Origin of the sequence: Streptomyces sp. NPDC008139, from assembly GCF_042957025.1 — a bacterium.
Taxonomy (GTDB): domain Bacteria; phylum Actinomycetota; class Actinomycetes; order Streptomycetales; family Streptomycetaceae; genus Actinacidiphila.
The window spans coordinates 189,821-201,888 of the sequence record NZ_JBIBHM010000001.1; the positions used below are offsets into that span (position 1 = coordinate 189,821).

General features: G+C 72.4%; 10 protein-coding genes. 4 read left to right on the forward strand and 6 right to left on the reverse strand.

All coding sequences use genetic code 11. The annotated features are described in order from the left end of the window. Nucleotides 1-11 precede the first annotated feature (11 nt). Complete coding sequence (locus tag ACFZBB_RS00815) at nucleotides 12-755, reverse strand: C4-type zinc ribbon domain-containing protein (protein ID WP_391117451.1); 744 nt, start codon at nucleotides 753-755, stop codon at nucleotides 12-14. After that, nucleotides 752-1,675 (reverse strand): Nif3-like dinuclear metal center hexameric protein, encoded by a 924-nt coding sequence (locus ACFZBB_RS00820; protein ID WP_391116459.1) that lies wholly within the window; start codon nucleotides 1,673-1,675, stop codon nucleotides 752-754. The genes ACFZBB_RS00815 and ACFZBB_RS00820 overlap by 4 nt, the downstream gene beginning before the upstream one ends. Nucleotides 1,676-1,979: 304 nt before the next feature. Between ACFZBB_RS00820 and ACFZBB_RS00825 the strand changes: the two genes are divergently transcribed. After that, nucleotides 1,980-3,371 (forward strand): hypothetical protein, encoded by a 1,392-nt coding sequence (locus tag ACFZBB_RS00825; protein ID WP_391116461.1) that lies wholly within the window; start codon nucleotides 1,980-1,982, stop codon nucleotides 3,369-3,371. Between the two features lie 844 nt (nucleotides 3,372-4,215). Here ACFZBB_RS00825 and ACFZBB_RS00830 read toward each other — a convergent pair. Further along, entirely contained in the window at nucleotides 4,216-4,863 is a 648-nt protein-coding gene (locus tag ACFZBB_RS00830) for a TetR family transcriptional regulator (protein WP_391117453.1), read from the reverse strand. A gap of 157 nt (nucleotides 4,864-5,020) precedes the next feature. Here ACFZBB_RS00830 and ACFZBB_RS00835 point away from each other — a divergent pair, with 157 nt between their 5' ends. Beyond that, nucleotides 5,021-6,490, forward strand: a complete 1,470-nt coding sequence (locus tag ACFZBB_RS00835; protein ID WP_391116463.1) for an MFS transporter — start codon at nucleotides 5,021-5,023, stop codon at nucleotides 6,488-6,490. Nucleotides 6,491-6,962: 472 nt separating this feature from the next. Here the strand turns inward: ACFZBB_RS00835 and ACFZBB_RS00840 are convergent, their stop codons facing one another. From ACFZBB_RS00840 to ACFZBB_RS00850, 3 genes are all read right to left on the reverse strand, one after another. Then, nucleotides 6,963-7,901, reverse strand: coding sequence for a 3-oxoacyl-ACP reductase (locus ACFZBB_RS00840; RefSeq protein WP_391116466.1), 939 nt, complete (start codon nucleotides 7,899-7,901; stop codon nucleotides 6,963-6,965). A gap of 14 nt (nucleotides 7,902-7,915) precedes the next feature. Continuing rightward, on the reverse strand, nucleotides 7,916-9,001 hold the full coding sequence (locus tag ACFZBB_RS00845; protein WP_391116468.1) for an alcohol dehydrogenase catalytic domain-containing protein: 1,086 nt from the start codon (nucleotides 8,999-9,001) through the stop codon (nucleotides 7,916-7,918). A 120-nt stretch (nucleotides 9,002-9,121) separates the two neighbouring features. Further along, the gene (locus tag ACFZBB_RS00850) at nucleotides 9,122-9,997 is read right to left on the reverse strand and encodes a MaoC/PaaZ C-terminal domain-containing protein (protein ID WP_391116470.1); all 876 of its coding nucleotides are present in this window, start codon (nucleotides 9,995-9,997) and stop codon (nucleotides 9,122-9,124) included. A gap of 287 nt (nucleotides 9,998-10,284) precedes the next feature. On the opposite strand from ACFZBB_RS00850, the gene ACFZBB_RS00855 reads away from it, so the two are divergent. Continuing rightward, entirely contained in the window at nucleotides 10,285-11,316 is a 1,032-nt protein-coding gene (locus tag ACFZBB_RS00855; protein ID WP_391116472.1) for an ATP-binding cassette domain-containing protein, read from the forward strand. Further along, a complete protein-coding gene (locus ACFZBB_RS00860; RefSeq protein WP_391116474.1) occupies nucleotides 11,313-12,044 on the forward strand; it encodes an ABC transporter permease in 732 nt (243 codons plus the stop codon). The genes ACFZBB_RS00855 and ACFZBB_RS00860 overlap by 4 nt, the downstream gene beginning before the upstream one ends. The last annotated feature ends 24 nt before the right edge of the window (nucleotides 12,045-12,068 follow it).

Sequence of the window (12,068 nt, forward strand, 5' to 3'; positions counted from 1 at the left end):
AACCAACGCCACTACAGGCCGGACTCGGCCGTACGCACCAGGATCCGGCGGCAGTTCTCGCACCGTAGGACGGTGTTGGCGGGCGCGGCCCTGACCTCGTTCAGCTCGGTGATGTTGAGTTCGAGGCGGCAGCCCTCGCAGCGCTTCTGGTAGAGCCGCGCCGCGCCGACGCCGCCTTGCTGCCCGCGGAGCTTGTCGTACAGCTTGATCAGGTCGTCGGGCACGGTCCCGGCGATGACCTCGCGCTCCTTGGCCGCCGTGAAGCCCTCCGCGTCGATGCCCTCGATGGCGGCGGACTTGCGTGCCTCGGCCTCGGCGACCTTGGCCTGGACGGACTCGACGCGCGCGGCCAGTTCCGTGGCGCGCTCCTGGGCGCCCTCGCGCCGCTCCATGACGTCGAGCACGACGTCCTCCAGGTCGCCCTGCCGCTTGGCGAGCGAGGTGATCTCGCGCTGGAGGTTCTCCAGGTCCTTCGGCGAGGTGACCGCGCCGGAGTCCAGACGCTGCTGGTCGCGGGCGGAGCGCTGGCGTACCTGGTCGACGTCCTGCTCGGCCTTGGTCTGCTCGCGCGCGGTGTCGCTCTCCTCGGTCTGCGCGGCGACCAGCAGGTCACGGAGCTGCGCGAGATCGGCGCCGAGCCGCTCCAGTTCGGCGTGCTCGGGCAGGGTCTTGCGCTTGTGGTCGAGTTGCGCGATACGCGAATCGAGGGCCTGGACTTCGAGAAGTCGGATCTGGTCGGCGGGCTCGGCGTTCAGCGGGGGGCTCCTGTGCGGCTGGAAGGGCGGGAAGTGGATTGCGGGAGCTCCTGGCCGCCCCGGAATTCCGGGGTGTCCGAGCGCTCCGGGGCGACAGCGTGCGCTGTCCACGGGTCGGTGACCGCGTACGAGACATGGGTGCGCAGCGCCCAGCCGTGCCGGTCGGAGATCTCGTCGAGCTGCGCGGCGGCCTGCTCGCACCACGGCCACTCGGTGGCCCAGTGCGCGGCGTCGACCAGCGCGGGCGGGCCGGACTCGCGCGCCTCGGAGACCGGGTGGTGGCGCAGGTCGGCGGTGACGTACGCGTCGACGCCCGCCGCGCGGACCTCGGCGAAGAGGCTGTCGCCCGAGCCGCCGCAGACCGCGACCGTCCGGACCGTGGCCTGCGGGTCGCCGGCGATCCGCAGCCCGGTGGCGGTACGCGGCAGCCCTCGCGCCGCCCGCTGCGCGAATTCGGCCAGCGTCAGCGGCGCGGCGGTCTCGCCGATCCGGCCGAGGCCGCGGCGGCCCGCGGGGTCGGTGGGGTCGGGTACGAGCGGGCCGGTGATCCGCAGGCCGAGCGCGGCGGCCAGGGCGTCCGAGACGCCGGGGTCGGCGCGGTCGGCGTTGGTGTGCGCGACGTGCAGCGCGACCCCGTTCCTGATCAGGTCGTGCACGGCGCGGCCCTTGAAACCGGCCGGGCCGGTCGGCGCCACCGTCGTCGTACCGCGCAGATAGAGCGGGTGGTGCGTGACCAGCAGGTCCGCCCCGATCCGTACCGCCTCGTCGACGACTTCCCGCACGGGGTCGACGGCGAACAGCACGCGCCCGACCTCGGCCTCGGGCTCGCCGCAGACCAGGCCGACGGCGTCCCACGCCTCGGCCAGCTCCGGGGGCCAGAGGGCGTCGAGCGCGGCGATGACGTCGGACAGTGTGGGCACGGTAGGAAGGTTACCTGGCCGCCCGTGTCCGCCGGATGCCGTACGCCGTGACCGCGAGCGCCGGGGGGTGCCACGACGGGTGTGCGGGCCCGTTCGTCACCCGTTCGGCACCCGTGAGTCAAGGGCGCGCGGGGCGCATCCGACGTCCGCGGGGAGCGCGACCGCTCGCCGGGCGGAGCACATCTGCACCTTCGCACGGAGCAGAACGGGAAAACCCGCACTCTTACGTGTGAACCGCACCGAGTCGCGTTGATCGTCCGGAAAAATGAAAACTACGGTCCTGTGCCGGAGGTGGATGAGCCATATGAGCGCCAGTACAGATGCCAGTGCCCGTGCCATGGAGATCCCCCCGGCCGTCCGCGTACTGCGCCGGTCGGGCTTCACGATCACCGCGGACGGGTCGTACGCGGCCTGCCTCGCCGAGGCTCGCGTACCCGCGCCGGAGGGGGACGGGAACGTGGACGAGTACGGCGGGGGCGGTGTCAGCGGCTGGTTCCCCGAACGGTGGACGCTCGGGCCCGAGCCGTACGCGGTGCCGCTGCCCGGCGCCCAGCCGGAGGAGGCCGGGACGCAGGTCGTACCGCTGCCCGACGGGCGCGTCCTGATCCGGCGGCGGGTCGCCGACCGCCACGACCTGGCGCTGCTGTATCCGGCGGGGGCCGGTACCGGGGAGGTGCCGATCGGGTCGCTCGGCGGAGATGCAGTAACGCTTCTTCCCCCGTGCCCCTTGGGTGGGGCGGCTTTCGCGCTCGTGTACGAGGGGGGCTCTGGCGAGGGGAGCTCCGCCGATGGGGGTTACGGCGAGGGGGACTCTGCCGAGGGGGACGGGGTCACGACCGTCTGGCAGGTGTACGGCGCCGGGAAGGACGGGCCCGTCGCCGTCATGCGCGTGCCCGGCCGCTGCACCGGCGGCGTCTGGCTCGACCGTACGGGGCGGCTGCTCGCCGTCGACCGTACGCTCGCCGGCCGCACCAAGGCCGTCGCCGTCGACCTGCAACTCGGCGAGGCCAGCCCGCTCCTCCAGATCACCGAGGACAGCGACGACCGGCTCGTCCTCGCGGAACCCGACAGCGGGCTGCTGCTCCTGCGCAGCGACGCCACCGGGGAGGCGCGGCTCGGCTGGGGCGTCCTCGGCAGCCGTCGGCCGGTACGTTTCCCCGACGCGCTCCAGGTGCCGGGCATCCTGCTCACGCCGGTCGCCGCGCAGCCGGGGCAGATCCTGATGCCCGAGGCGGCGGCGGTCGCGCTCCGCGCGGAGGCGCCGGGCGGGGCGGAGTCGCTGGCGCTGTGGCGGCCGGGTGAGCGGCGGCTGCACTGGCGGGCGTCCCCTCCGGGGTGGCTGGGGGCGACGGGGTACTGGGGGGCCGACGATTTGCTGCGGCTGCCGTGTTCGGTGCCGGAGTGGCCTTGCGGGGTGGCGCCGTACGAGGCGCCACGGGTGCGGCCTGCGGCCGGGGCTTCGGGGTCCCGGCGCGGGCGGGGTGCGGTGCCCGCCGCTCTGCCTGGGCCTGGCTCTTCCGCCGGCCTCGGCTCTTCCGGTGCCCGTGGCTCTTCCTCTGGCCTCGGCTCTTCTACTGACCTCGGCTCTTCTACTGGCCTCGGCTCTTCCGGTGCGGCTCTGCCCGCGCCGACGCGGCTGCCCTGGCGGGTGCTGCCGCTTCAGCAGGCGCCGCTGGCTGCCGCCAAGGCGGGGTGACCCCCATGACCGTGACGTCGACCCCGCCAGTAGACTCACCCGAAGCCGCGCATCCGGGCACTCCGCGTGACCACCGCGGGGCGGCTTCGCCGCAGTCCGGGTCGAGTTTGTTCGCGCGCTTTCGGCGTAGGCCGGTTCGTTGTTCCACGGGGATTTCGGGGAGATTCAGGAAGATGTCGTCCGACGCGCGTTCCTCTCACGACCACGGGGGGTCCGGGGACAGCTCGGGGCGCCACCGGGGGCCTGCTTCTTCCTCTGAGGAGGGTGAGGCTCAGCCTCAGGGGAAGCATCGGCGTCCTTCGGACGATTAGCGGGTTTTTCTTTCCCGCCCGCCCACCCGTGCGGGTGCTTTCTTCGTCTGCGGGTGCCGCTTGTGCCTGGTCGGTGCCGGGCCGGGGTACCTCCTCGAAATCCGTCTCACCTGGTCCTGGGGATTCGGTGCCGTTCCTGTTGACGTATTTCTGCGGGGGCACCCCGGCCCGTCCCCTCCTCGCCCGTCGGCGTCCGCGTGCCGGTGGGGGTGGCGGAGGGGGTGGGTGGGGGTGAGGTCGTCGGCGTCCGGCCGCCGGCGGGGTGGGTGGGGGGCGGGCTCGGGTACGTCGGCGTCCGACGGTCCGCTGTGGTACCGGAGCGGGGGTGGGCGGGTTCCGGTACGTCGGCGTCCGCCTGTCCGGTGTGGTGCCGGGGCGGGGTGGGCGGGCTCCGGTACGTCGGCGTCCGACGGTCCGCTGTGGTACCGGGGCGGGGTGGGCGGGCTCCGGTACGTCGGCGTCCGGGGAAGGGGGCGCCGCAGGCTTGTGGGAGCTGTCCTCGAGGCTCGGGGTCGGGCCCGACTCAGCCCGACTCAGGCTTTGGCTTGGAGGCGGAGGCCGGTCAGGGTGAGGTCGAGGGCGGCGCGGAATTGGTCGATGTCGTCGTGGCCGTCGAATTCGTCGACGATTTCGTGGACGAAGGGGAAGTCGGCGGGGTCGAGTTCGCGCCAGGTCTTGGCGAAGCGGCCGAGGAATTCGTCGCGGTTGACGGCGCCGTTGAGGACCTCCGACGGGGGCTCCTGGCCGAGGTCGACGGCGGAGCCGACGACGACGCCGACGATCGCGGAGACGGCGTGGAAGCGCTGCCGGGCGGTGAGGTCGAGGCGGAGGGTCTGTTCGCCGAGCTTCTCGTAGACGAGCAGGGAGTTGGCCTGCACGTCGGTGTTGCGCATGAAGTAGGCGCCGAGCCAGGGCCGGCGGACGATCGCGTAGAAGAGGCTCAGGGCCATCGCGCGAAGGTCGTCGATCGGGTCGTCGCTCCGCGGAAGGGCCTCGACGTCGGCGAGGATCGCGCCCATCGCGTGGTCGGTGGCGCGGTCGAGTAGTTCGTCCTTGCTCTCGACGTACCAGTAGATGCTGGCGACGCCGCCGCCGAGGCGCTGCGCGAGGGCGCGGAAGGTCAGGCCGGGCGCCCCGGCCTCGTCCAGGAGGGCCACGGCCTCCGTGAGGACGGACTCCATCGAGTGAGAAGCCCGTCGGCGTCCCTGGGTCGAGCGGTCTTGCAGGCGTGCCATGGCTCACATCCCCATCGCGATCTTGCATCGTATCGAACGTTGTTCTATCGTAGCGGATCGTACGTTGTTCGATAACCGAATGACGTTCGATCGGAGGACTGCCATGACCACTCCCACGCTTCAGAAAACGTCACATACCTATCCGTCCCTGAGCGCGGCGTGGATTCCGCTGGCCGCCCTCTGCCTGGCCTTCTTCGTCGAGATGGTCGACAACACGCTGCTGTCGATCGCGCTGCCGACGATCGGCCGCGACCTCGGCGGCGGGACGACCGCGCTTCAGTGGGTCACCGGGGCGTACTCGTTGACCTTCGGCGGCCTGCTGCTCACGGCGGGGTCGATGGCCGACCGGCTCGGGCGCCGCCGGGTGCTGCTGGTCGGACTCGCCGTGTTCGGCTCGCTGAGCCTGTGCGTCGTCCTCGTCACCACGGCGGGCCAACTCATCGCCCTGCGGGCCGCGCTCGGCGTCGCCGCCGCGGCGATGGCGCCGATCACGAACTCACTGGTCTTCCGGCTGTTCGACGACAAGGCCCTGCGCATGCGCGCGATGACGGTGATGATCGTCGTCGGCATGTCCGGCTTCGTCCTCGGACCGCTGCTCGGCGGCACCGCGCTGGCGCACGTGCGCTGGGAATGGCTGCTGGTCGTCAACGCCCCCATCGCCGTCATCGCGTGCGTCGGCGTCCGGCTCGGCGTCCCGGCCGACCGGCCGGAGGACCTGACCCACGACAAGCTCGACCTGCCGGGCGCCGTCCTGAGCGTCGCCGCCATCGGGCTCGCCTGCTACTCCCTGACCAGCGGCGTCGAGCACGGCTGGCTCTCCGCGATCACCCTCGCGTCGATCGCGGGCGCCGTCGTGGCCGCGATCGCCTTCGTCCGCCACGAGCGCGGCACCCCGGCGCCCATGCTGGACCTCAGCCTCTTCTCCAACGGCACCGTCCGCGGCGCCGCCATCGCCCAGATCGGCACGTCCATCGCGATGGCCAGCGTGATGTTCGGGCTGATCCTCCACTTCCAGTACGCCTACGGCTGGAGCCCGGTACGCGCCGGCCTCGCCAACCTGCCGATCATCGTGACCATGCTCGCCGCGACCCCCTTGTCCGAATGGCTCGCCCGCCGGTTCGGCCACCGCATCGCCTGCCTCGTCGGCGCGGCCTGCCTGGCCGGCGCCCTCGCCGGTCTTTCCTGGGGCGTCGACCACGGCTACGCCGCCATCGCCGTCTGCATGGTGGTCATGACCATCGGACTGCGCACCGTCATGACGATCTGCGCCGTCGCCCTCGTCGACGCCATGCCCAGCAACCGCACCTCCATCGGCGCCGCCCTCAACGACACCGCCCAAGAAGTCGGCTCCAGCGTCGGCACCGCCATGGTCGGCACCCTCATCGCCGCCCTCGTCACCACCCAACTCCCGCCCGGCACCTGGAGCAGCGACCTCGTCGCCTCCTTCTTCCACGGCGAACGCGTCACCTACGCCCTCCTCTCCCTCCTCGTCGGCCTCATCGCCGCCGGCGGCGCCCTCACCCTCACCAACTCCCACACCCTCGAAGACCCCCCCACCGAATCCCCCGCCTGACCCCCCAGCCCCCTACCGGCAGCGACGGCAGCGACGGCAGCGACGGCAGCGACCGGCACCACAGCGGGCCGTCGAACGCCGCCGCACCCGAGCCCGACCCCGACAGGACGGCTCCCACAAGCCTGCGGCGCCCCACCCAACCCCCTCCCGGCACTCCCACCGGCAGGCGGACGCCGACGCACCCGAGCCCACCGCCCACCCACCCCACCGGCGGCCGGACGCCGACGACCTCACCCCCACCCACCCCCACCGGCACGCGGACGCCGACGTACCCGGAGGGGACGGGCCGGGGTGCCCCCGCAGAAATACGTCAACAGGAACGGCACCGGATACCCAGGACCAGGTGAGACGGATTTCGAGGAGGTACCCCGGCCCGGCACCGACCAGGCACAAGCGGCACCCGCAGACGACAAAACACCCGCACGGCATGGGGGTCCCCCGCCGAAGGTAGGGGGAGGGCGGGCAAGAAGAACTACGAGCGGCGCAGCCCCAACACCTCAACGGCAGCGAAAGAGCCCCGCTCACCCCCTTCGAAATACGGCGTCAAAACCCCATCAAGCTCCCCATACGAAAACACCGACTTCGCCGTCTCGAAGCGCGCCGCCACCACCGGCCGTTGCAGAACGGCCACCATCCCCCCGTGCACAACGAAAACCTGCCCGGACACCCCCGCGGCAGCGGGCCCGGCAAGGTACCCGACAAGCGGAGCGACATGCTCGGGAGCCAGCGGATCGAGCCCCCCGGGCTCGGCAGAGCCGAACACATCAAGAGTCATCCGCGTCCGCGCCCGCGGACAGATGGCGTTGGCGGTGACCCCGTACCGCCGAAGCGCCTCCGCGGTGGACGTCGTGAGGCCGACGATGCCCCCCTTGGCGGCAGCGTAATTCGGCTGTCCGGCCGACCCGGCGAGAAACGCCTCGGACGCGGTGTTGACGATGCGCCCGAAGACCGGAGCCCCGGCGGACTTGGCGCGCGAGCGCCAATGCGCGGCGGCGAACCGAATGGTGTTGAAGTGGCCTTTGAGGTGCACCCGGATGACGGAGTCCCACTCGTCCTCGGTCATGGAGAAGACCATGCGGTCGCGGAGAATCCCGGCGTTGTTGACGAGGATGTCGAGCTGCCCGTTGCGCTCGACGGCCAACTGGACGAGTTCCGACGCCTGTTCGTGGTCGGCGACATCGCCGTGGTGGGCGACGGCGCTGCCGCCCGCGGCGGCGATCTCGGCGACGACCTCCTGCGCCGGGGTGGCGGAGGAGGCGCCGGAGCCGTCGCGACCGGGCTGGCCGAAGTCGTTGACGACGACGTGCGCCCCGAGCCGGGCGAGTTCGAGTGCTTCGGCGCGCCCGAGTCCCCGCCCGGCGCCGGTGACGACGGCGGTCCGCCCGGCGAGCGGGAGTTCACCGTTCGGCATTGGCTGATCCCCCATCAGATCGTGATGCTCGTACGCAGCGCGACGCCCGTCCGCATCTGGTCGATCGCCTCGTTGATGTCCTCCAGGCGCACGCGGTGCGTGATCAGCCCTTCGAGGTCGATGCGCCCGGCGCGCCAGAGCCGGATGACGCGGTCGTAGGAGCGCAGGACGTCGCCGCCGCCGTAGAGGGACGGCAGGATGCGCTTCTCGTCGAAGAACAGCTCGAACATGTTGATCTGGAGGTTGTCGTCCATGGCGCCCGCGCCGACGATGCACAGGGTGCCTCCGCGCCGGGTGGCGTCGTATGCGGCGCGCGCGGTCGCGGACTTGCCGACCACCTCGAAGACGTAGTCGAAGCCCTCGCCCGCGGTGAGCCGGTTCTTTGCGTCGGCGAGGCCGTCGGGGTCGACGGACTCGGTGGCACCGAAGCGGACGGCGGCCTCGCGGCGGGACTCGACCGGGTCGACGGCGACGATCTCGGCGGCGCCCGAGGCCCGCGCGCCCTGGATGACGCTGATCCCGACACCGCCGCAGCCGATCACGGCGACCGACGAACCCGCCTCCACCTGGGCGGTGTTGAGGGCGGCGCCGATGCCGGTGGTGACCCCGCAGCCGATCAGCGCGGCGATCTCGTACGGTACGTCGTCGGGGATCGGCACCGCGCACCTGGCATCGACCACGACCTCCTCGGCGAAGGTGCCGGTCCCGGCGAAACCGAAGACGTCGGGTGAAGCGGCGCCGGGGCGGCGGTAGTTGGCGGTGCCCGCGTTGAGGAATCCGGCGATGCACAGCTCGGTCTGGCCGCGCTTGCAGGACGCGCACTCGCCGCACGCGGGCAGCCAGCAGACCAGGACGCGGTCGCCCGCCGTGACGGACGTGACGCCCTCGCCGACCTCGGCGACCTCGCCCGCGCCCTCGTGGCCCGGCACGAAGGGGGCGGGCTGCGGCAGGACGCCGCTCATCGCGGACAGGTCGGAGTGACACAGTCCGGTCGCCTTGACGCGGATACGTACCTTGCCGGGCCCGAAGCCCGCGGCCTCGATGTCGTCGACGACTTCGAGCTTGTCCTGGCCGGTCTCCTGCTGGATGGCTGCGCGCACGGTACGGCTCCCCTCGGATGGTGCGAAGACGGTGGTCGCTACTGAGGCCCGGCCGACGACCGGGCCGAAAGCTGCTGAGCCGAGAGCCGCCGGGCGCGCGGCCCGGTGTGCCCCACGGGCTCAGGTGTGCTCGATGACGGTGTCCGCCAGGACCGGCGCCTCGTCCCGCTCCACGGCCGACACCGCGGCCACGATCCGGCCGGGACCCGCGCCGCCGCCGTCCCCGTCCGCCCACATCCGTACCCGCAGCGTCTCGCCGGGGTAGACGACGCCCGCGAAGCGCGTCGCGTACGACCGGATCCGGGCGACGTCGCCGCCGAGCAGTGTGTCGGTGACGGCCTTGAGCGTGGCGCCGTACGAGCACAGGCCGTGCAGGATCGGGCGGTCGAATCCGGCGGTGGCGGCGAATTCGGGGTCGGCGTGCAGCGGATTCCAGTCGCCCGACAGCCGGTAGAGCAGCGCCTGGTCCTCGCGGACGGGTACGTCAACGGCCTTGTCGGGTGCGCGGGTTGGCGGTTCCGGACGGCGGGAGGGCCCGCGTTCGCCGCCGAAGCCGCCTTCGCCGCGGACGAAGATCTCGTTGTCGGAGGACCACAACGGCCCGTCGTCGTCCGCCACTTCGGAGCGCAGCACGATGACTGCGGCCTTCCCCTTGTCGTGGACGGCGGCGACCGATCCGGTCCGTACGGCACGGCCGCTCACCGGCAACGGCCGGTGGAGGACGAGGCGTTGGCCACCGTGCAGGACGGCGGCGAGGTCCACGTCGATGCCGGGGCCGATCGAGCCGTCCACCGAACCGGGTCCGCCGCCCGCGACGGTCGCGAAGCTCGGCAGGACGTGCAGCCGGCTCTCCAGCGTGTAGCGCAGTTCGTCCGCGTCGGTGGCCGGGCGCCCGGCGCCGATCCCCAGGTGGTAGAGGAGAACGTCCTTGTGGTTCCAGGCGATTTCGGTGCGGCGCGGCTCGGCCGCGAGGGCCTTGGCGACATCGATGGGCATGGTCCCTCCGGGGCACTTCCGGTGACGGGTACTTCCGGTGACGGGTACTTCCGGGGCTCTGACTAGAACATGTTCTAGAGATGGCCCCTGTATAACGCAAAGCCCAGGAAGTGAGAAGAGCTGATACATCGTCAGCTGAAGGGATTCCCGGCCGTCCCCGCCCGCCGACGCGGCGGATTCCCGGCCGTCCCCGTCCGCCGGGGCACCGCACCCGTGACATTTGTCCTGCCCCCCTGCGGACATTCCCCTCTGCCCACCGCCCCTCCCCCCTCCGTAGCGTCGTGGCCATGGAGAAAACCCCGTCCACGTCCCGGCCCGGCACCCCGCCCGACGGCTCGCCCGGCACCCCGTCCGACACCTCGCCCGCCGTACGCTTCACCGCCGTCCACAAGAGCTTCGGACCGGTCAGGGCCGTGGCCGGGATCGACCTGGAGATCGCGCGCGGCGGCACGATGGCGCTGCTCGGCCGCAACGGAGCCGGGAAGTCGACCACCATCAGCCTGCTGCTCGGCCTGGACCGGCCGGACGCGGGCGAGGTGCGGCTGTTCGGCGGCCCGCCGCAGGAGGCGGTCAGGGCCGGGCGGGTCGGCGCGATGCTCCAGGACGGGCGGCCGATCCCGCGCGCCACCGTCAAGGAGCTGGTGACGTTCGTGGCGGCCACGTATCCGCGGCCGATGCCCGTCGCCGAGGCGCTGTCGCTGGCCGGCATCACGGAGCTGGCGGGCCGCCGCGTGGACAAGCTGTCCGGCGGCCAGACGCAACGGCTCCGCTTCGCGCTGGCCGTCGCGGGCAACCCCGCGCTGATCGTGCTGGACGAGCCGACGGCCGCCCTCGACGTGGAGGCGCGGCGGGTGTTCTGGCGGTCGATGCGCGGTTACGCGGCGCGCGGCAACACCGTGCTGTTCTCCACGCACTACCTGGAGGAGGCGGACGAGCACGCCGACCGCATCCTGGTGATCGACCAGGGCCGCACCGTCGCCGACGGCACCGGCGAGCAGATCAAGCAGGCCGTCGGCGGCACGCTCGTCTCGTTCGACCTCGCCGGGTCCGGCTCCGCGGGCCTGCGCACGCTGCCGGGTGTGACCGGCGTCGAGATCCGCGGCGACCGGGCCCTGCTGCGTACCTCCGACTCCGACGCCACCGTCGTCGCCCTCGTGGCGAGCGACCGCGTCCGCCGTCTGGAGGTCGTCCCGGCCAGCCTGGAGGACGCCTTCCTTACCCTGACCGCACCTCACCCGGCGACCGGGACCCCGGCCGCCGAGCCTGCGGCGCCACGCTCCACTCCCGCCCACCCCCTCAAGAAGGAAGCCGTCCGATGACCGAGTACGTGAAGCTCGAAGTCCGGCGCGCCCTGCGCGACCCCGGCTTCATCGTCATGGGCTTCGCCATGCCCGTGCTGATGTACCTGCTCTTCACCAACCTCGGTGTCGGCGGCGACGGCCAGGACAAGATCGACTACGCGCGGTACTACATGGTCGGCATGGCGGCGTACGGCGCGCTCGGCGCGTCGATGGGCATCGGGACCGGCGTCGCCGAGGACAAGGGCCTGGGCTGGCTGCGGCAGCTCCGCGTCACCCCGCTCAGCCCGTTCCGTGTGGTGGTCGGCCGGGCGCTGACCGCCGGGGTGACCGTCCTGCCCGCGATCTGCGCCGTCCTGCTGGCCGGGGCGCTGGTGAACGGCGTGCACCTGGCCGCGTGGCAGTGGGTCGCCACCGCTCTGCTGCTGTGGGTGGGCACGATCCCCTTCACCCTGCTCGGCCTCGGCAACGGCTACGGGCTGACCGCGCAGACCACCGGCGTCACGAGCATGGCCTGCATGATGGGCCTGTCGATCGTCGGCGGCCTGTGGATTCCGGTCGACGCCTTCCCGCACTGGCTCGCCCAGGTCTCCCAGTGGACGCCCGCCCAGCGCTTCGGCCAGCTCGGCTGGAGCGTGCTTGACCGGCACGCGCCCGGCGCGGGTACGGTGGCGGTGCTCGGCGGATGGCTGGTCGTCTTCGCCGGTTACGCCGTCCTCTCCTACCGGCGGGGTGCGCGGACCGCATGACGACGACGCGGCTGGCGACCCCCC